The organism is Pseudomonas sp. Irchel s3a12 (assembly GCF_900187485.1).
GTDB classification, from domain to species: Bacteria; Pseudomonadota; Gammaproteobacteria; order Pseudomonadales; family Pseudomonadaceae; genus Aquipseudomonas; species Aquipseudomonas neuropathica.
This window is the reverse complement of the sequence record NZ_FYDN01000014.1, coordinates 117,161-138,004: the sequence shown is the minus strand read 5'-3', so window position 1 is coordinate 138,004 and position 20,844 is coordinate 117,161. Positions and strand designations below refer to the sequence as shown.

Genomic DNA, 20,844 nt, shown 5'->3' with positions numbered 1-20,844 from the left:
AGCTGACTTAGATCAGTGCATGGTCACATTCCATTGTTAATGAATGACTTAGGCTTCGGATGAAGGCATAAAGCTCCTGCCCGCAAGGCCCGTCCTAGAGGCGTTGTGGCTACATCTTTGGGAATGGCTATTATTACTTTCGAATTATCACGCTAGTTCTTTTTCAGCTTTTGGCAAATTTTCCGCCTCTGTTTTCAGTACAGAATTGATTTATCGGGATCAGCGCACAAAACTGTCTTAACGTGCTAGGCGTTAGCGTCATCCGCTATATATAAACAGGCGTTAATTGGCGTTACCTGATAAACGTCATCTACCTTTATCCGTTTAGTTAATCGTTGTTACAAATGCACGCTCACCACACTTCAAAGGGAAACTGAAATGTCGCAACCGACCCAAAAGCTGCGATTAGGCGCGTTGATCGCCCTGGTGGTGGGTTCGATGATTGGTGGGGGGATTTTCTCGCTGCCGCAGAACATGGCGGCACGCGCCGATGCCGGGGCGATTCTGATCGGTTGGGGGATCACGGCCATCGGCATGTTGACCCTGGCGTTCGTCTTTCAGACCCTGGCCAATCGCAAACCCGAGCTGGATTCCGGCGTATACGCCTACGCCAAGGCCGGGTTTGGCGACTACATGGGCTTCTCGTCGGCTTGGGGCTACTGGATTAGCGCCTGGCTGGGCAACGTCGGTTATTTCGTCCTGCTGTTCAGCACCCTCGGTTATTTCTTTCCGGTGTTCGGTCAGGGCAACACGCCAATCGCTATTGGCTGCGCGTCGGTGCTGCTGTGGGCCGTGCATTTTCTGGTGATGCGCGGGATCAAGGAGGCGGCGCTGATCAATCAACTGACCACGGTGGCCAAAGTCGTACCGCTGATCATGTTCATCGTTATCGCGGCGGTCGCATTCAAGGCTGACATTTTTACCCGCGACATCTGGGGCACCAGCAACCCGAACTTCGGCGGGGTGATGGATCAGGTGCGCAACATGATGCTGGTCACGGTGTTCGTGTTCATCGGCATCGAAGGTGCCAGTGTGTACTCGGCGCGGGCGGAGAAACGCAGCGACGTCGGCCGCGCCACGGTGATCGGTTTTATCGGCGTGCTGGCGCTGCTGGTGCTGGTCAACGTGCTGTCGCTGGGGATCATGAGCCAGCCGGAACTGGCGAATTTGCAGAACCCGTCACTGGCGGCGGTGCTCGAGCACATTGTCGGGCCGTGGGGCGCCTTGTTGATCAGCATTGGCCTGGCGATTTCCCTGCTCGGCGCGTTGTTGTCGTGGGCGCTGCTGTGTGCGGAGATTCTCTTCGCCACGGCGAAGGACAAGACCATGCCGGCGTTCCTGAAAAAGGAAAACAAGAATCACGTCCCGGTCAATGCGTTGTGGCTGACCAACGTGATGATCCAGATCTTCCTGTTGATCACGCTGTTTTCGGCGGGCACTTACACCAGTCTGATTTATCTGGCGTCGTCGATGATTCTGGTGCCGTACCTGTGGTCGGCGGCCTATGCAGTGCTGTTGAGCGGGCGTGGCGAAACCTATGAGCATGCCTCGGCAGAGCGCACCAAGGATTTGCTGATCGGCGGCATCGCCCTGGGTTATGCGGTGTGGTTGTTGTACGCCGGTGGGGTGAAGTATTTGCTGTTGTCGGCGTTGCTGTATGCGCCGGGGGTGATCCTGTTTGCCAAGGCTAAGCATGAACAGGGCGAGCCGTTGTTCACCCATATCGAGAAGGGCATTTTTACCTGCGTGGTTATCGGCGCGGGGCTGGCGGCGTATGGGTTGTACAGCGGTGTGCTGTCGTTGTGAGGTTGCTGCTTGATTATCGGCCGCCGTATGACTGGGCGGCGATGCTGGGGTTTCTCGCGGCGCGGGCGGTGGTCGGGATGGAGGTTGTGGTCGATGGTGTGTATTCACGCAGCATCGGTTTGAACGGGCTTCATGGCACGGTTTCAATTTGGCCTGAGGCAGGGAATGCCTTGGCCGTTGAGCTGGATTTTCCTGATCCGTTGGTGGTGCCCGAGATCGTTGTCAGGTTGCGGCGGATGTTTGATCTGGATGCGGATCTGGCGGTGATGCATGCGCATCTGGCGAATGATCCGTTGCTGGCGCGGTTGATTGCCGAGCGGCCGGGATTACGGATTCCCGGGGCGTGGGATGGCTTGGAACTGGCCTTTCGCGCGGTGCTCGGGCAGCAGATTACCGTGGTTGCGGCGATTCGCCTGGCGGGGAAACTAGTGGCGCAATATGGCGCGCCGCTTGATTCCACCGTGCCCGGATTGACGCATGTATTTCCCGAGGCGCACGTATTGGCGGCGGCAGATCTGGCGGCGCTGGGCATGCCAAAGAGTCGCGGTCGGACGCTGTCGGGGGTGGCGCAGGCGTTGCTGGAAGAACCTTCATTGTTCGAGCCGAATCGCGAGGGTGGCGTGGCGCGGTTGTTGGCGTTGCATGGGATTGGCGAGTGGACGGCGCAGTACATTGCGTTGCGGCAGTTGCGGGATATGGATGGGTTTCCGCCCGGTGATGTCGGATTGTTGCGAGCGTTGGAGGTGCTGGAGGGAGAGCGGCCGCCAGCGCGGGAATTGTCGTTACGTGCTGAGGCGTGGCGGCCGTATCGGGGGTATGCGGCGCAACTGTTGTGGACATCTTTGAGCCGGGCAGATTGATACATCTTCGCTCAACTTGAAATTGCAGCCCTCACCCCAGCCCTCTCCCAAAGGGAGAGGGGGCCGACCGAGGTGTCTTGCGTTGTACATCGACCTGCAAGACCGAGTCGATTATGGATTCACAGCCGATCGTTCAAGTCGGTGAATCTCTCGAATATCCCCCAATCAGTCCCCTTTGCCTGAGGGAGAGGGGCCGATCGAGGTGTCTTGTGCGATCCACCGACCTGAAAGCCCGAGTCGATTATGGATTCAGCGCCAATCGTACAAGTCGGTGAGTCTCTTCAATATCCCCCAATCAGTCCCCTTTGCCTGAGGGATAGGGGCCGACCGAGGTGTCTTGCGCGATCCACCGACCTGAAAGCCCGAGTCGATTATGGATTCAGCGCCAATCGTTCAAGTCGGTGAGTCTCTTCAATATCCCCCAATCAGTCCCCTCTCCCTCAGGGAGAGGGTTAGGGTGAGGGGCTTTTTAAGCCCACCGTGGTTGGTGAGAACCCAATTCCGTAGCCGGCAAAGCCCATTGAATAGATGTGCCGCTGATCTTCACCGGCACCTGCAAGCGATGCGCCGGGCCCCACGGGGTATGTTCCAGAAATGAACCCTGATCCTGCTCATCTTCCGCCCGCAATGCCTCACTTGTCCCCGGCCCATGCTCGATCAACAACTTCGCCGTCCGCGCCAGCGACAACCGCGCCGAGCCACCGCGACCCGTGTTCAAACGCTCGGTCAACAGTCGAAGCGCACTCGCCGCCAGCAAATACCCCGTCGCATGATCCAGCGCCTGCACCGGCAACGGCGTCGGTTTGTCTGCCTGCTGCCAGCGCTGCCCGGCCTCGGCAATGCCGCTGCTCATCTGCACCAGGCTGTCAAAGCCTCGACGGTTCTGCCACGGGCCGCTCCAGCCGTAGGCGTTGAGGCCGACGTCGATCAGGCCCGGCGCGATTTGGCGACGGCGCTCAACGCCGAAACCAAGATTCTCCAGGGCATCAGCACGGTAACCGTGCAGCAGAATGTCGGCGTCTTTCAACAAATTCTCGAAAACTGCACGATCCGCCGGGTCGTGCAGATCCAGCCGCGCGCAACGTTTGCCGAGGGTCATTTCCGGAACGACACCAGGCTCATTCCAGGTCGGGGAATCGATGCGCAACACGTTGGCGCCAAGGCCAGCGAGAAAACGGCTGGCGGTGGGGCCGGCGAGCACGCGTGTCAGATCCAGCACCTTGATCCCGGCCAACGGTTGCGCCACCGAGCCTTGCCATGGTTGGGCGTTTTCATCTGGCGAATCGATGAAATGCACCAGCCGCTCGGCATTCACCGCCAGCCCCTGCGGATGCGTCTGCCACTGCACCCAACTGCGCATTTGCGCGGCACAACCCTTGGCCTCGACCACCGCTTGCTCCAGATCCGTACTCGCCCATTGCGCGACTTTGGCAGCCATCGCTCCACGGTCGGCGCAGGCACCAAGCACGCGTTCAGCGGCGGCGCGGTGATGCGGGGCATTGGTATGCAGGCGGATCCAGCCATCGCGGGCCTGATAATCGCCAGCGACGGGGTCCCACAGTGGCGGGACTTGCCAGCCGATGGGACGGATTGATGTGGCGAACCAGAACGAGGCCAATCGACGATCGACTTCAACGACAGGTCGCTGACCGGTCTGCTGCCGGAGCAATTCGCTGACGGTCTGACCGGCCGCTGCGATGCTGGCGCAGGCAAGCTCAGTGACGGCGAACGCCGAGGGCAGGGCGCCTCGGTCGGTGAACGGAATCGGCGTGTGCGACAAACCGAGTTCGGCTTGAATGGACGTGAGTAAATCAGTCATCGAAGGCCCTCCGGAGCGAGAGGGCGATGATAGTGCAAAAGAATGTCGGGTCAGATGAAATCCCCGATTGCAGGGTTGCCACTTGACCCTGTGGGAGCTGGCTTGCCAGCGATAGCGGAGTGTCAGTCAACAATGTACTGACTGATGTGCCGTCATCGCTGGCAAGCCAGCTCCCACAAGGTTTTGTGGTGGATTGAGTGGCGGGGTCAGACGCGGAACTGATCCATCAACTTCATCTGCTGACTGGCCAGGGCATTGAGCTGGCTGCTGATCGCCGCCGACTCAGTGGCTTGTTCAGTCAATGTTTCGGTAACGGTGCGAATCGCCGAGACATTGCGATTGACCTCTTCGGCCACCGCACTCTGCTGCTCAGCCGCACTGGCAATCTGCAGGTTCATGTCACTGATCACCGTCACCGCGTCGCTGATTTTGCCCAGCGCATCCACCGCCTGACGAATCTGCCCGGCGTTGTTGTGCGCTTGGGTCTGGCTCGAATGCATGGTCGCGACCACGCCACGGGTGCCGGTTTGAATGCGCTCGATGACGATGCGGATTTCCTCCACTGAATCCTGCGTGCGCTTGGCGAGGTTGCGTACCTCGTCGGCAACCACGGCGAAACCACGGCCGCTCTCACCGGCGCGAGCCGCTTCGATCGCTGCGTTGAGGGCGAGCAGGTTGGTCTGTTCGGCGATGCTGCGTATCACCTCCAGCACCGAGCCGATCTGCTCGCTGTTGACTGCCAACGCTTCAACTTCGGTCACAGCTTTGCTGACTTCGTCGGCCAGTTGATTGATGTCGCGGGTACTGCGCTCGATGATCGACATGCCGTCCTTGGCCGACTGATCGGCACCTTTCGCGGCATTGGCCGCGTTGGAGGCGCTGTTGGCGACGTCGTGGGCGGTGGCGCTCATTTCGTTGGAGGCGGTGGCGACCTGGTCGATCTCGCGGAATTGCACCTGCATGCCTTCACTGGTCTGGCGGGCGATTTCCGAAGACTGGTCGGCGGTGCCACGGGCTTCGGTGATGCTCTGTTTGATCTGCGCGATGGTCGGTTGCAGCTTGTCGAGGAAACGGTTGAACCAGTTCACCAGTTCGCCCAGTTCATCTTGTTTGCTGTAGTTCAGGCGCTGGGTCAGATCGCCTTCGCCGCTGGCGATGTTCTTCAGCATCTCAGCGACGCTGTTGATCGGCCGGGTGACGCCGGACGCGGTCAGCCAGATCAGCAGCAGGCCAACCAGACCGGCGACTACAGCAACCAGCAGCGCCGTGATCACACCGGTTTCCTGAGCATCATCGAGCACCGCTTGCAGCTTGACCGAGTCAGCCAGCAGTACTTGTTTCGGCAAGTCGATGACCACGCCCCAGGCGCGCGAGTTACCAATTGGATCGACTGGGTAAACGGCGCGAATCAAATCACCTTGTTCAAGAATCTTCGGTGTGCCGGAGGTCAGCAGTTGCAGCACATCCTTGCCATCGGCGCCGAGGGTGTCGCTGATTTTCTTGCCGACCTTGGTCGCGTCGGAACTGTCGGCAGCGAGCACGCCGCTGCCAGAGACGATCAGCATGTGCCCGGCGTTGTTGAACAGATTGCGCTGGGAATCCACGGCCGCCGCTTGCAGGGCGTCGAGGGCGATGTCGACACCGACCACGCCGATGGCTTTACCGTCGACGATCAGGGGGACGGAAATGGTCGTCATGAGCATTTCCTTGCCACCGACAGTGTCGGCATACGGGTCGAGCAGGCAGGTGCGCTTGGCATCGCGAGGGCAGGTGTACCAGCTGTTGTACGGCGTGCCGCTGACGCTGAGGGTGGTTTTGGTCAGGTCTTCTTCGACCATGATGGTGTTCAGCGAGGCGCCGCCAGCGCGGCTCCAGTAGGTGGCGAAACGTCCGGCTTCGTTGGACTGGCGAGCGGCGTCGTTGGCGAATTCGCTGTCCTTGCCGTCGAGGCCGTTGGGTTCGAAGGCGAGCCAGATACCGAGCACTTTGTCGTTGCGCTCGAAGGCGGTTTTCAGGCTCAGGTTCAACTCTTCACGCAAGGCGCCGGCGTCCAGCGAACGCTTGGCGGCCATGACGCGCATGTCCTTGATCTGGTCAGCCACGGCCGTGATCACCGTCAGGCTTTCGCCGAAGGTTTTCTGCACCCGCACGGCTTGTTCGGCGGCTTTGGCTTGCAACAGATTTTGCACACTGGCGGTGAGCAATTTATTGCTGGAGTTACTGACCAGTTCGTCGTTCTGGTTGGTCTGGTAGATGTTCATGCCGACGATCAGCGCGACCACACCGAGCAGGCACAGACCGGAGAGCAGGACGATTTTCAGGCGAATGGACAGAGCGTCGAACATGGGGCGATCTCGCGAATGAATAAACGGGTGGCATTCGGGCAGGAGCTACCCGGTTCGCCAAATCCATTCAGCGCCATTCAATGCTCATCGGCGTGGAAGCAGAGGTCATGAGGCGCGTGCCGACGGACGGTCAGCGCTAAACGTTTGCGCAGGAGAAAGTGCTGAAAAAGCGAATAATTACAGGGATGTTTCAGTGTGAAGACGTTGTGGGTTCAAGCAGGGATGGCTTCCGGTCGCGACCAGATCCACAGATTACCCAGGCTCATCCCGGCAATCGCCAGATAGACCGGCCAGCCGTGGTCGAGCATCACCAGCATCAAGGTTGCGCAGAGCAACATGCTCACCGTCGCGCTGACCTTGGCCTTGCGCGCGATGATCTTGCCGTTGCGCCAGTTGCTCAGGATCGGCCCGAACAAGCGATGGTTTTCCAGCCAGGCACTCAGGCGCGGCGAGCTGCGAGTCGCGGCCCAGGCGGCGAGAAGGATGAACTCGGTGGTCGGCAGGCCGGGCACGACAATGGCGATCAGGCCGATGCCGAGGCTGACGTAGGCCAAGAGGCCGAACAGCACGCGGGCGAGTTTCGAGGAGGCGGGTTGCGGCATGGGCTCGGGATTGCTGTGAGGCGAGATGGGGATCTTACAGATTTGTGAAGATCCCTGTGGGAGCTGGCTTGCCAGCGATAGCGGTCGATCAGTGACTACAAAGTTGACTGACATACCGCCATCGCTGGCAAGCCAGCTCCCACAGGGTTTTGTGGTGTGTCGGGAATCAGGCAGGTTCGGCTTCGGTGGCGTAAGCCTGTTCCAGCAGCACGGTAAAGCGGTTGAACGCGTCGATCGCGCCTTGCTCGACTTCGGCTTCTTCCTCGGCAGTGAACTGCAGCGAATCGAGGGTGCGCACGAAGCTTTTCCAGCCTTCGGCACGGCCACCTTCAGGCTCGCCGAGGTGACGGGCGCCAAAGGTTTCGCTCAGCTCCAGCGCCACCGCGCGTTTGATCAGGAACGCCGCACCGAGCTTCGAACCTTCGGAGACAAAGATCCAGCCCAGTGCGCGAGCCTTGCTCGGATTTTTCACTGCGCCTGCGACCGCTGCCGGTACTTCAGTGTCGAGATCGGCGAGGTCAGCCTTGGCCGCTTCGGCGCGGCAACGGGCCGGCAGATCCGGGACGATGGCGGTCAGTTCGGCGTCGTTATACAGATCGACCAGTTCCGACTGGAACAGGTACTGCGCGACGACAAAACGGGCGAAATTGGCGCGGGTCTCGAACGGCGCGTGGGCTTTGACCAAGGCGTCGAGCTTGTTGTGCGGCTCGTGGGTGATCTGGTTCAGGCGTTGTGAACGCAGGGCTTTTTCCGAAGTGGTCATGACATGTCCTTGATAAAAGAGGCGCTTGATAACGAGACGAACAAGGCGACGTGCAAGCGTAAAAAAACCTCACGGCGCGGTGCCTGAACACGCGCCGTGAGGTTGGCCGGATCAGATGTCCCAGATCAGATTGATCGCGAAGTTGCGACCCGGTTGGGTCAGGCGATCGAGGTTGGCCGGTTGCGTCACCGAGGCTTCGCCGACGCTGTCGTAACCGCGCACGTCATCCCAGAGCCAGTATTTCTTGTCGGTCAGGTTGTAGATGCCGCCGCTGACGGTGACGTCGTCGGTGACTTTGTAATAACCGGCCAGATCAAGAATGCCGAAGCCCGGGGTTTTGAATTGGCTGCTGACGCCATCCGGCGACTTGAAGTTACTGTCGTCGACGCGATCCTTTTTCTTCACCAAGGTCCAGCTCAGCAGGCCGCCGTAGTTGTCCTGGTCGTAACCCAGACCGAACACGCCGGTCAGCGGGTTGACGCTGTTGATCGGCTCGCCGTTGTCGTTGTTGCGACCGTAGGCGTAGGCAATCGAGCCCTGGGTGTAGAGGCCTTGCGGCGCGCCAAACGCATCCAGGTTCAGGCGACCTTTGACTTCCGCACCCTTGATGGTGGCGTGCTTGATGTTGGCCGACTGGAAGGTCAGCTCGTTGCGTCCCGGGGTCACAGCGTCTTCGTTGATGAAGTCGCGATACTTGTTATAGAACACCGCCACGTCGAACGAGCCGTGTTCGAAGTTGCCGCGCAGACCGGTTTCATAGCTTTTGCTTTTTTCCGGTTCGAGGTCCGGGTTCGGCGCCACGCTGTAGCCGGTGGTGGTGTTTTCGAAGCGACCGTACAGGGCTTTCGCGGTTGGGGTGCGGAAGCCTTCGGCGTACTGACCGTACCAGGTGTAATTCTCGGACAGGGCGTAGGTCAGGCCGAATTTCGGCGAGACTTTGTGCCAGGTCTTGTTCTCGTCGCTGACCGTGCCTTGGCCGTCCGCCGCCACGGTGTTGAGGAATTCCTGAGTGATGTGCGGCTTGAGCTGGGTGTAGTCGTAGCGCAGGCCCGGCAGGAAGGTCCAGTTGTTCCAGCTGATCTGATCCTGAGCGAACAAGCTGTAGGTGTTGATAGTCGGGTCCGGGAAGTCGGTGGCCTTGGCCAACACGTCAGCGGTGCTGGTTGCGCCGATCGCGGTGCAGCCGCGACCGACGGCCAGGCAAGTGCCGTCGCCGCTGCGCGAACCGGTGACTTTCTGTTGCTTGATGGTGGTGCCGTAAGTCAGTACGTGATCGGTGTTTCCAATGGCGAACGCCTTGTCCAGTTGCGCATCGAAGACCCATTGTTTCTCTTCGTAAATGGTGTCGCGAGTACGCAGCACCTTACGAGTGATCGGGTAGTAGAACTCGGTGGTGCTCTGGTCGGTCTTGGCGATCTGATGGTTGAGGCTCCACTTCACGTTGTCGACCAGCAGGCTGTCGAGGGCGAACGAGTGTTCGATGCCGAAACGCTCACGGGTGATGGTGTCGTTACCGGTGCGCCACTGGTACATGCCGCCGGGCAGCACGCTGTTGGGGATGGTCGGCGCGCCGTTGAAGTACGGGCCGCCGTAAGCGCTTTTCTGATCGGTGGCGCGATCATCCTTGTACTTTTCGTAGGTCAGGCCCAGACGCGAATCGTCGTTGTAGTTCCAGCCGATCTTGGCCAGCACGTTGTAGGCGTTGACGTCTTCCGGGTTGGCGGCGGTGCGCTCTAGGCCAGTGCCATTGTTGCTGCCGTAGGAATCGGTTTCGTGGCCGTCGCGCTGGCTGTAGTGCAGCAAGCCGTCGAACTGGTCGGCACGGCCGGCGACGGTGGCGGACTTCAGCCAGCTGTCATCGGCGGAGCTGTAACCGGTTTTCAGGCGCGCACCGACGTCTTTGCCCGGCTTGATGATGTCGTCGGCATCAAGGGTGTAGTAGCTGACGGCGCCGCCGATGGCGTTGCTGCCGTACAGCACCGAGGCCGGGCCACGGAGAATTTCCACGCGTTTGACGATTTCCGGATCGACGTAGTTGCGCTGGGTCTTGGCGTACGGGCCGTTGAAGAAACCGTCCGGCACTTCGACGCCGTCAACCTGAGTCAGGATGCGGTCGCCGTCGATGCCGCGAATGTTATAGCCGCTGATGCCGCCACGCTGACCGGCGCCGCCGACGGACACACCCGGCTCGTAGCGGACCAGATCCTTGATGGTGTTGACATTGTTGCGGTCCAGATCCTGACGGGTCTGCACGGTGACGGTGGCCGGCACGCTGTTGACCGACTGCTCCTGACGGGTGGCGCTGATGGTCACCTGATCCAGATTGAGCGTGCCGCTGGCGTTGCGCTTTTCCAGCACGACGTTGTTGTTGCTGATTTTGCGGAAGCTCAGGTTGGTCCCCACCAACAGGCGCTCCAGGGCTTTTTCGGGTGGCAGCGAGCCACGCACGCCCGGCGACGACACGCCCTGACCCAGTTCTGCCGGCAAGCCGACTTGCCAACCGGTCACGGCGGTGAAGGCATTGAGCGCCGACACCAGCGGCTGCTGGCCGATGGCGAACGAGTAATCGCCCATGTTGCGCGTCGGTTGCTCGGTGGCCGCCATCAGCGGCGCAGTGCCCGCCATCAGGATGGCCGCTGTCAGCAGCGACAGTACGCGGGAAGGGGAAGAAGTCTGGCGGGTAAGGCGTGAGGACATCGATAGCGCTCCGTGTCGCACGAATCTTTATAGGTGCTGATTGACTCGCTTGTTGCGAATCAATTGCATTGGCTATAACGAGACGTACTAACGTTGGCTATCGAGTAAAAATAATTCTCATTTAGTTCAGGATGACCAGGGCGGGGAATTCTTTCAGTTGCGCCGAGGTGATCTGAGCGAGGGATCGAACCACATCAAGCGGCTGGTCGAGACGGTAATTGCCGGTTACGGCGACGTCGGCCAACTGCTCGTTGTTGTTGATGATCCAGCCCGGGTAGTAGCGGCGCAATTCGGCCAGCACCTGATTCAGCGGGCAGTTCTCGAACACCAGTCGGCCCTGGACCCAGGCCAGGTCCGTGTTGGCATCGAGTTTGGCCGGGCGGTCGAAACCGTTGGGGCCGATACGAATACTCTCACCCGCCGTCAGACGTACGCGAGCGTCGTTATGCGTCGCCTGCAGATCGACATCGCCGCGCTGCACGTTGACCTGCGCCACGCCATCGAGATAACGCACGGCAAATGCGGTATCGCGCACGCTGGCGCGAACCGGACCGGCGTCGATTTCCAAGGGTTGGCTGCGGCCACTGGCAATCTCGAAAAACGCTTCGCCCTGGTATAGCCGCGCGACACGTTTTTGATCGTTGATGGTGCTGGAGAATGCCGAGTTGGTATTGAGCAGGACTTTCGAACCGTCCTCCAGTTGCAGACGCTGGCGCTCGCCAACCACCGTGAGGTGATCTGCCTGAAGGCGCATCGGCAAATTGCTGAAACTGAACAAACCGAGGATCAGCACGGCGGCAGTGGCCAGTGGTTTCCAGTGCGGACGCAGACGCTTGAGAAAAGTGACCTTCGCAGGTTTGGCCGCCAGGCTTTGCGCGCATTGGGCGACTTGCGGACCATCCCAGATCGCCTGGGCCTTGGCGAACGCTTCGGCATTCAACGGATCGGCCGCCAGCCAGGCATGAAATTGCCGGGTCTGCTCCTCGTCCGGGCTGCCGAGCACGATGAGCCAGTCCAGAGCCTGGTCCATTGCGTTTGCAGCGTCCTGCACCGAATCCGGCGAAGGCGAGCGGTGGGTGTCCGTCACGGTGTTTCCTCGGGCTTCTGGCGAAGCAGTTTCTAGCGTCAAGCTGCAAGCTGCAAGCCAGATGCGTGTACTGCTTTTCGTTTTTACTTGGAGCTTGAAGCTTACAGCTTGCCGCTGCTGTCGTGTCGTTCGGCGACGCCGATACAAATGCTCATGATCAGCTTCAGTTCTTTCTGCACGGTGCTGAGGGAAACATTCAGCTCGTCGGCGATTTCCTGATAACTGTTCCCGTGCAAACGGCTGAGGATGAAAATCTGCTGCTGGCGGGGGCTGAGTTGACTGAGGCTCACGTTCAGGCGCTCCAGCATCTGTTCGGCGTGGGCGGCATCTTCGGCGCTGCTGGCGGGGGCGGCAATGCTGTGCACGACATCCTGCGGCACGTCATCGACCATGGTCCGCGAATGGATCTTGCGCGCACGCAAATGATCCAGCGCAAGATTGCGTGCGGTCTGGAAGACAAAAGGTTCGAGGTGATCAATGGCCCGCTCGCTCAACGCCCGCGTCACACGCAGGTAGGTCTCCTGCAACAGGTCTTCAGCGGTGCTGTGATTGTTGACCATCCGTTCCAGCGTTCGCAGCAAGGATGTGCGCTGGGTGAGGAAGACGTGGTTGAAGCGCGATTGACTCACGGGAGGACCTGATCCATTTCGAGCGAATGATAATGCTTATCATCTAGTCGAATGGTCAAGCCCTGATTTTAAATACAGCACAAAACCCTGTAGGAGTGAGCCTGCTCGCGATAGCGGTAGATCAGCTACAACATCTGTGACTGACAGATAGCAATCGCGAGCAGGCTCACTCCTACAAGGGATACGGGATTTACTCCGCGTTACACAGCGCCAGGCAGTTATCCAGCATGCGGTTGGAGAAACCCCACTCATTGTCATACCAGGCCAGCACTTTCAGCAGTTTGCCGCTGGCTTTGGTGTGGTTGGCGTCGAAGATCGACGACAGCGGGTTGTGGTTGAAGTCGCTGGACACCAGCGGCAAGGTGTTGAAACCGAGAATCTTCGAGTGCTGGCTCGCGGACTTCATCAGCGCGTTGACTTCCTCGGCGCTGGCTTCTTTTTTCAGCTGCACGGTCAGGTCCACCAGCGACACATTGATCACCGGCACGCGCACGGCCATGCCGGTCAGTTTGCCCGCCAGTTCCGGCAGCACCAGGCCCACGGCTTCAGCAGCGCCGGTCTTGCTCGGGATCATGTTCTGCGTGGCCGAACGCGCGCGGTACGGGTCGGTGTGATAGACGTCGGTGAGGTTCTGGTCGTTGGTGTAGGCGTGAATGGTGGTCATCAGACCGCTTTCAATGCCCAGCTCGCGGTGCAGCACTTGCGCCACTGGCGCCAGGCAGTTGGTGGTGCACGAAGCGTTGGAGATGATCTGGTGCGACTGGCGCAGAATGTCGTGGTTCACACCATAAACCACAGTGGCGTCGGCACCTTTGGCCGGGGCCGAAATGATCACTTTGCGCGCGCCGGCAGTAATATGCGCGGCCGCTTTGGCGCGATCGGTAAAGAGACCGGTGCATTCGAACACCACATCAATCTTTTCCGCCGCCCATGGCAATTCGGCCGGGTTGCGAATCGCGCTGACCGCAATGCGGTCGCCGTTGACGGTCAGACTTTCGTTGTCATGCTCGACCTGAGCGTCGAACGTGCCGTGAACGGTGTCGTATTTGAGCAGATGAGCATTGATCGAGCTGTCGCCCAGATCATTGATGGCGACGATCTGCAGATCCTGTCGATAGCCTTGGGTATACAGTGCGCGCAGGACATTACGGCCGATGCGGCCAAAACCATTGATTGCGATTCGAAGAGTCATGGAACAGCGCCGCCGTCGTTTTGTTGTTGGAATTACAAGATTATTCGCATAAAAATAGAAAACAAGCCTTTTTAATGGCAATATTTTGTTTTATCTACAACGAGTGACCTGAATCAACTGGTCCGAATGGTCAAAAAAGCCGTCTGTCATTCCAACAACAACGGCGTTTGATCAGCATAGACAATCAGGTCGCCACATCCGTTAGCCTGGAGTTCTACACATGCATCCCCGCGTCCTTGAGGTCACCGAACGGCTTATCGCCCGCAGCCGCGCCACGCGTCAGGCTTACCTTGCACTGATTCGCGGCGCCGCCACTGACGGGCCGATGCGCGGCAAGCTGCAATGCGCCAACTTCGCCCACGGCGTGGCCGGTTGCGGCAGCGAAGACAAGCACAGCCTGCGGATGATGAACTCGGCGAACATCGCCATTGTTTCTTCGTATAACGACATGCTCTCGGCGCACCAGCCGTATGAAGTCTTCCCGGAACAGATCAAGAACGCCCTGCGCGAAATCGGCTCGGTCGGCCAGTTTGCTGGCGGCACGCCGGCGATGTGCGACGGTGTGACCCAAGGCGAGCCGGGCATGGAACTGAGCCTGCCGAGCCGCGAAGTGATCGCCATGTCGACCGCTGTGGCGCTGTCGCACAACATGTTCGACGGCGCGCTGATGCTCGGCATCTGCGACAAGATCGTGCCGGGCCTGATGATGGGCTCGCTGCGTTTCGGTCACCTGCCGACGATTTTCGTCCCGGGCGGGCCGATGGTCTCGGGGATTTCCAACAAGGAAAAAGCCGACGTCCGTCAGAAGTACGCCGAAGGCAAAGCCACCCGCGAAGAGCTGCTGGAATCGGAGATGAAGTCCTACCACAGCCCGGGTACCTGCACCTTCTACGGCACTGCCAACACCAACCAGTTGCTGATGGAAGTCATGGGCCTGCACTTGCCGGGGGCCTCGTTCGTCAACCCGAACACGCCACTGCGTGATGCGCTGACCCGTGAAGCCGCGCATCAAGTCACGCGTCTGACCAAACAAAATGGCAACTTCATGCCGATCGGTGAAATCGTCGACGAGAAGTCGCTGGTCAACTCGATCGTTGCGCTGCATGCCACCGGCGGCTCGACCAACCACACCCTGCACATGCCGGCCATCGCCATGGCGGCGGGCATTCAACTGACCTGGCAGGACATGGCCGACCTCTCCGAAGTCGTGCCGACCCTGAGTCACGTTTACCCGAACGGCAAAGCCGACATCAACCACTTCCAGGCAGCGGGCGGCATGTCGTTCCTGATCCGCGAACTGCTCGGCGCCGGCCTGCTGCACGAAGACGTCAATACCGTGCTCGGCCACGGCTTGAGCCAGTACACCAAAGAGCCGTTCCTCGATAACGGCCAGTTAGTATGGCGCGAAGGCCCGACGGACAGCCTCGACGAAAACATCCTGCGTCCAGTGGCGCGTGCGTTCTCGGCGGAGGGTGGTCTGCGCGTAATGGAGGGCAACCTCGGTCGCGGTGTGATGAAGGTTTCTGCGGTCGCGTTGGAAAACCAGATCGTCGAAGCGCCAGCCATGGTGTTCCAGGATCAGCAGGACTTGGCCGATGCATTCAAGGCCGGTTTGCTGGAGAAGGATTTTGTCGCCGTGATGCGCTTCCAGGGCCCGCGTTCCAATGGCATGCCGGAACTGCACAAGATGACGCCGTTCCTCGGCGTGCTGCAGGATCGCGGCTTCAAAGTCGCGCTGGTGACGGACGGGCGGATGTCTGGCGCCTCGGGGAAAATCCCAGCGGCGATTCACGTCAGCCCCGAAGCTTATGTCGGTGGCGCTTTGGCGCGCGTGCAAGAGGGCGATATCATCCGCGTCGATGGCGTCAAAGGCACCTTGGAACTCAAGGTCGATGCCGCAGAATTTGCAGCGCGCGAACCCGCCAAAGGCCTGTTGGGCAACAACATCGGCAGCGGTCGCGAACTGTTTGGCTTTATGCGTTTGGCCTTCAGCTCGGCGGAGCAGGGCGCCAGCGCCTTCACTTCTGCCCTGGAGACGCTTAATTGAAACTGGCTTTGGTCGGTGATATCGGAGGCACCAACGCGCGGTTTGCGTTGTGGAAAAACCAGCAACTGGAATCGGTTCAGGTGCTGGCCACGGCCGACCACGCCAGCCCGGAAGAGGCGATCAGCCTCTATCTGAGCGGGCTCGGTCTGGTGCCGGGTTCGATCGGTTCGGTGTGCTTGTCCGTGGCAGGTCCGGTCAGTGGTGATGAATTCAAATTCACCAACAATCACTGGCGCTTGAGTCGCACAGCGTTCTGCAAAACCTTGCAGGTCGAGCAGTTGTTGCTGGTCAACGACTTCTCGGCGATGGCGCTGGGCATGACCCGTTTGCAGCCCGGCGAATTCCGCGTGGTCTGCGAGGGCACGCCAGAGCCGTTGCGTCCGGCGGTGGTGATCGGCCCGGGCACTGGCCTTGGCGTCGGCACCTTGCTCGATTTGGGCGAAGGCCGTTTTGCGGCATTGCCGGGTGAGGGCGGGCATGTTGATTTGCCGTTGAGCAGTCCGCGTGAAACGCAGCTGTGGCAGCACATCCACAACGAAATCGGCCATGTCAGCGCCGAAACTGCGTTGAGCGGCGGTGGATTGCCACGGGTTTACCGGGCGATCTGTGCGGTGGATGGGCATGAGCCAACGCTTGATACGCCGGAAGCGATCACGGCGGCAGGTCTTGCGGGTGATCCGATTGCACTGGAAGTGCTGGAGCAGTTCTGCTGCTGGCTCGGCCGTGTGGCTGGCAACAACGTGCTGACCACGGGCGCACGTGGCGGGGTGTATATCGTCGGTGGTGTGATTCCACGCTTCGCCGATTTCTTCCTCGAAAGCGGTTTCGCCCGCAGCTTCGCTGACAAAGGTTGCATGAGCGATTACTTCAAACGCATCCCGGTGTGGCTGGTGACAGCGCCGTATTCCGGGCTTGTCGGCGCTGGCGTGGCCCTGGATCAATCAACCCCAACCTGAAATGCAATCAAACTGTAGGAGTGAGCCTGCTCGCGATAGCTGTCTTGGATTCAACACATTCGTTGACTGACAAACCGTTATCGCGAGCAGGCTCACTCCTACAGTTGTTTTGTGGTGTTTGTAAAATCAGTGCTTAAGGCATAATCCGCCCCAATTCCAACAACAAGGATGCCTTCGAAGTGAGCTCAGTCAACAAGTCGATATTGTTGGTCGATGACGACCAGGAAATACGCGAGTTGCTGGAAACCTACCTGACCCGCGCCGGGTTTCAGGTACGGGCCACCGCCGACGGTGCCAGTTTCCGTCAGGCCCTCAACGAGGCGCCGAGCGATCTGGTGATCCTCGATGTCATGCTGCCCGACGAAGACGGCTTCAGCCTGTGCCGTTGGGTGCGTCAGCATCCGCGTCAGGCGCAGGTGCCGATCATCATGCTCACCGCCAGTTCCGACGAAGCCGACCGCGTGATCGGTCTGGAACTCGGCGCCGACGACTACCTCGGCAAACCCTTCAGCCCCCGCGAACTGCAAGCGCGCATCAAGGCATTGCTGCGTCGTGCGCAATTCGGTCAGGAGCGCAGCGGCAGTGACGTGCTGGCCTTCGACGAGTGGCGGCTGGACATGGTCAGTCACCGGCTGTTTCACACCGACGGCGAGGAAGTGATTCTCTCCGGTGCCGACTTCGCCCTGCTGAAACTGTTTCTCGATCACCCGCAGGAAATTCTCGACCGCGACACCATCGGCAACGCCACCCGTGGCCGCGACCTGATGCCGCTCGATCGCATCGTCGACATGGCCGTCAGCCGTTTGCGCCAGCGTCTGCGCGACACCGAGAAACCGCCACGACTGATTCGCACGGTGCGCGGCAGCGGCTACCAACTGGCAGCCAACGTGGTTGCCGGCAATGGTCACTGAGTCGCTGCGCAAATTCGCCGCCAAAGTGCCGATGCCGCGTTCGCTGCTCGGGCGGATGTTGCTGCTGACGTTGCTCGCGGTGCTGTTCGCGCAAACATTGTCGAGCGTGATCTGGGTCTCGCAACTGCGCGCCACCCAGCTCGAAGGCCTGGTCACCAGCGCCCGTAGCCTCGCCCATTCGATGACCGCCAGCGTCAGTTACTTCCGCTCGTTGCCGGTGGCTTATCGGCCGTTGGTGCTCGATCAATTGCGCAGCATGGGCGGCACGCGATTCGTGGTGACGCTCAACGACAAGCCGTTGGGCATGGACGTGCTGCCGGTGACGCCGCGCAAAGCGGCGGTGATGAAAGCCGTCGACGAGGTGCTGCGGCAGACGTTGGGCCATGACACCGATATTTCGGTGACCTTCGTCAGTCCTGAGGATCTGCGCATCTTCAATGCTGGGCTGAAACTCGATGAGCTGCCACGCTCCTGGGCGCATTACGCGTTGACCCTGGAGCCGGTGAATCCGCCCGTGTTGGTCACGCAGATTCAAATGGCCCCGGGCGAATGGCTGTACATCGCCTCGCTGTTGCCGGAGCCGTACACCAGTCTTGAAGAGCAAGGCCTGCCCTCGCAACAGGTGTGGTTCATCGTCCTCACCAGTGGATTCCTATTGCTGTTTATCGGCCTGCTGGTGCATTGGCAGAGCCGGCCGCTCAAGCGTCTGGCGCGGGCGGCGCGGGATTTGTCGCTAGGTGCCGACGTCGAGCCAGTGGCTGAGGGCGGCGGCAGTGAAGTGGTCGAAGTAGGCCGCGCCTTCAACACCATGCGCGAGCGCATCAGCCGCTACCTCACCGAGCGCAGTCAGTTGTTCAGCGCGATCTCCCATGACCTGCGCACACCAATCACCCGTTTGCGCTTGCGCGTCGAATTGCTTGAAGACGAAAAGCTGCAGGCCAAGTTCGGCCGTGATCTGGATGAGTTGGAACTGCTGGTCAAAGGCGCGCTGCAATGTGTGAAGGACACCGACATCCACGAGAACATCGAACCGGTGGACTTGAACCATGTACTCGACTGTCTGGTGGAACCGTATCTGGCGCCGAACGGCAATGGCCGCGTGACGCAGCAGGGCAAGGCGCTGGCGGCTTATCCGGGCAAGCCGCTGGCGTTGAAACGCTGCATCGGTAACCTGATCGACAATGCGTTGAAGTACGGGCAAAACGCGCATTTGCACATCGACGACGATGAGCGCGCGTTTGTTCTGCACGTCGACGATGAAGGGCCGGGTGTTCCAGAGCAGCGGCTGGAGCAAGTGTTCGAACCGCACTTCCGTCTGGCGGGGCAGCAGCAGGGTTATGGCTTGGGGTTGGGCATCGCGCGCAATATTGCCCACAGCCATGGTGGGGAAGTGACGCTGCAGAATCTGCGTGAGGGTGGGTTGCGGGTGACCTTGCAGCTGCCGCGTTCGGCGGATTGAGTCAAAAGCTTTCCCTCACCCTAGCCCTCCCGAAACGTCGGACCGCCCAGAGGGAGAGGGGACTGATCGCGTTGTTCATTCGAATTGCGCCGACCTGATGCATTGAGTCGATTATGGATTCGGTACAGCTCTTTCAGGTCGGCGCAACTCTTCAGCAGTCTGCGATCGGCCCCCTCTCCCTACGGGCGGTCCGACGTTTCGGGAGGGTTGGGGTGAGGGGTAGCTCTTTGTCACCGCTCAGTGACAAACCCCGCCCCCTTCGTTACAAGCCCACCCCGACCCGTTGTTTAGACTCCCCGCAGTCATAACAACAAAAAAGGCCACCCATGGATCTCTTCCACCCAGGCTTCAGCAGTTGGCTGAACGCCCCTGCTCACCAGCAATGGCTTGCCGCCGAAGGCCTGCGTCTGCTGGATTTTGCCAAGGCATCGAAACTGCCCGAAGGCTTTGGCAACCTCGACGAGCGCGGCCGTCTGCCAGCGAACGTACAAGCCGAAACCATGAACACCGCGCGCATGACCCACAGCTTCGCCATGGCCCACATTCAGGGTTTGCCGGGTTTTGCCGAATTGGTCGATCATGGCATCGCCGCCCTGCGCGGGCCGTTGCGTGATGCCCTGCACGGTGGCTGGTTTGCGGTCGCCGAACACCGCGATGACAACACCGGCAAGAACGCCTATCTGCATGCCTTCGTTGCGCTTGCGGCCAGCTCTGCGGTGGTCGCACAGCGCCCTGGCGCACAGGCGTTGCTGGATGATGCGATTGACATCATCGACACGTATTTCTGGAGCGAAGAAGAGGGCGCGATGCGCGAATTCTTCAATCGCGACTGGAGCGAAGAAGAAGCCTATCGCGGCGCCAACAGCAACATGCACGCGACCGAAGCGTTCCTTGCGCTGGCCGATGTCACCGAAGATCCGCGCTGGTTAATTCGCGCGCAACGCATCGTCGAACGCGTCATTCACGGGCACGCCGCCGCCAACGGTTACATGGTCATCGAGCACTTCGACCGCGACTGGCAGCCGCTACGCGAATACAACCACGACAATCCCGCCGACGGCTTCCGCCCTTACGGCACCACGCCGGGCCACGGTTTCGAATGGGCGCGGCTGCTGCTGCACCTCGAAGCGGCGCGGGTGCAGGCCGGCATGCTCACGCCCGGTTGGCTCGCCACCGATGCGCAAAAACTGTTCGAGAACAATTGCCGCAACGGTTGGGACGTCGATGGTCTGCCGGGCATCGTCTACACCCTCGACTGGGACAACAAAGCCGTCGTTCGCCATCGCCTGCATTGGACGCACGCCGAGGCCAGTGCCGCTGCCAGCGCCTTGCTCAAACGCACCGGCGATGCGCAATACGAAACCTGGTACCGGCTGATCTGGGAATTCTGCGAAACGTATTTCATCGACCGTTGCGACGGCAGTTGGCGCCACGAGCTCAATCCGCAAAACCTGCCAAGTGCCGATATCTGGCCGGGCAAACCCGATCTGTATCACGCCTGGCAAGCCGTGCTGATCCCTCGTCTACCCTTGTCACCGAGTATGGCAACGGCTCTGGCGCAGTTGTCCCAGAGCGTTGCCATGTGACCAATCATGTAACCATGTAGTGACATTTGCGCGTCCCTTCGTTACCTGCGAAGGGAAACGTCCTGTTTAAACTCCTGTGCAGCGC

General features: G+C 60.0%; 14 protein-coding genes and 2 pseudogenes. 7 read left to right on the top strand and 9 right to left on the bottom strand.

The genetic code is table 11. From position 1 onward, the window contains the following. Positions 1-378: 378 nt before the first annotated feature. Both arcD and CKW14_RS22895 read left to right on the top strand, forming a co-directional pair. Positions 379-1,806, top strand: coding sequence for an arginine-ornithine antiporter (gene arcD, locus CKW14_RS22900; protein WP_095048201.1), 1,428 nt, complete (start codon positions 379-381; stop codon positions 1,804-1,806). Next, the gene (locus CKW14_RS22895; protein WP_095126187.1) at positions 1,803-2,666 is read left to right on the top strand and encodes a DNA-3-methyladenine glycosylase; all 864 of its coding nucleotides are present in this window, start codon (positions 1,803-1,805) and stop codon (positions 2,664-2,666) included. The genes arcD and CKW14_RS22895 overlap by 4 nt, the downstream gene beginning before the upstream one ends. Before the next feature lie 469 nt (positions 2,667-3,135). Here the strand turns inward: CKW14_RS22895 and CKW14_RS22890 are convergent, their stop codons facing one another. From CKW14_RS22890 to gap, 9 genes and pseudogenes are all read right to left on the bottom strand, one after another. Next, positions 3,136-4,485 (bottom strand): CoA transferase, encoded by a 1,350-nt coding sequence (locus CKW14_RS22890; protein WP_095126186.1) that lies wholly within the window; start codon positions 4,483-4,485, stop codon positions 3,136-3,138. A gap of 206 nt (positions 4,486-4,691) precedes the next feature. Next, a pseudogene (locus tag CKW14_RS30560) lies at positions 4,692-5,219 on the bottom strand (methyl-accepting chemotaxis protein); the annotation flags it as partial. 378 nt (positions 5,220-5,597) lie between these two features. Continuing rightward, positions 5,598-6,557 (bottom strand): annotated as a pseudogene (locus CKW14_RS30555) (chemotaxis protein); the annotation flags it as partial. Between the two features lie 485 nt (positions 6,558-7,042). Beyond that, positions 7,043-7,432, bottom strand: a complete 390-nt coding sequence (locus CKW14_RS22880) for a YbaN family protein (RefSeq protein ID WP_095048197.1) — start codon at positions 7,430-7,432, stop codon at positions 7,043-7,045. 166 nt (positions 7,433-7,598) lie between these two features. Continuing rightward, positions 7,599-8,195, bottom strand: coding sequence for a biliverdin-producing heme oxygenase (locus CKW14_RS22875; RefSeq protein ID WP_095048196.1), 597 nt, complete (start codon positions 8,193-8,195; stop codon positions 7,599-7,601). Between the two features lie 111 nt (positions 8,196-8,306). Then, on the bottom strand, positions 8,307-10,892 hold the full coding sequence (locus CKW14_RS22870) for a TonB-dependent receptor (protein WP_095126184.1): 2,586 nt from the start codon (positions 10,890-10,892) through the stop codon (positions 8,307-8,309). Between the two features lie 121 nt (positions 10,893-11,013). Beyond that, positions 11,014-11,979, bottom strand: coding sequence for a FecR domain-containing protein (locus tag CKW14_RS22865; protein WP_095048194.1), 966 nt, complete (start codon positions 11,977-11,979; stop codon positions 11,014-11,016). A 101-nt stretch (positions 11,980-12,080) separates the two neighbouring features. Continuing rightward, positions 12,081-12,608, bottom strand: a complete 528-nt coding sequence (locus CKW14_RS22860; protein WP_064391734.1) for an RNA polymerase sigma factor — start codon at positions 12,606-12,608, stop codon at positions 12,081-12,083. 190 nt (positions 12,609-12,798) lie between these two features. Then, positions 12,799-13,800, bottom strand: coding sequence for a type I glyceraldehyde-3-phosphate dehydrogenase (gene gap / locus CKW14_RS22855; protein ID WP_095048193.1), 1,002 nt, complete (start codon positions 13,798-13,800; stop codon positions 12,799-12,801). A gap of 220 nt (positions 13,801-14,020) precedes the next feature. Between gap and edd the strand changes: the two genes are divergently transcribed. The 5 genes from edd (at position 14,021) to CKW14_RS22830 (ending at position 20,759) form a co-directional block, all read left to right on the top strand. Beyond that, entirely contained in the window at positions 14,021-15,847 is a 1,827-nt protein-coding gene (edd, locus tag CKW14_RS22850) for a phosphogluconate dehydratase (RefSeq protein WP_095048192.1), read from the top strand. Next, the gene (locus CKW14_RS22845) at positions 15,844-16,803 is read left to right on the top strand and encodes a glucokinase (protein ID WP_095126183.1); all 960 of its coding nucleotides are present in this window, start codon (positions 15,844-15,846) and stop codon (positions 16,801-16,803) included. The genes edd and CKW14_RS22845 overlap by 4 nt, the downstream gene beginning before the upstream one ends. 179 nt (positions 16,804-16,982) lie before the next feature. Beyond that, complete coding sequence (locus CKW14_RS22840; protein WP_003227460.1) at positions 16,983-17,714, top strand: response regulator; 732 nt, start codon at positions 16,983-16,985, stop codon at positions 17,712-17,714. Then, a complete protein-coding gene (locus CKW14_RS22835) occupies positions 17,704-19,173 on the top strand; it encodes an ATP-binding protein (protein WP_095048190.1) in 1,470 nt (489 codons plus the stop codon). The genes CKW14_RS22840 and CKW14_RS22835 overlap by 11 nt, the downstream gene beginning before the upstream one ends. Before the next feature lie 326 nt (positions 19,174-19,499). Further along, positions 19,500-20,759, top strand: coding sequence for an AGE family epimerase/isomerase (locus tag CKW14_RS22830; protein ID WP_095126182.1), 1,260 nt, complete (start codon positions 19,500-19,502; stop codon positions 20,757-20,759). Positions 20,760-20,844 lie beyond the last annotated feature (85 nt).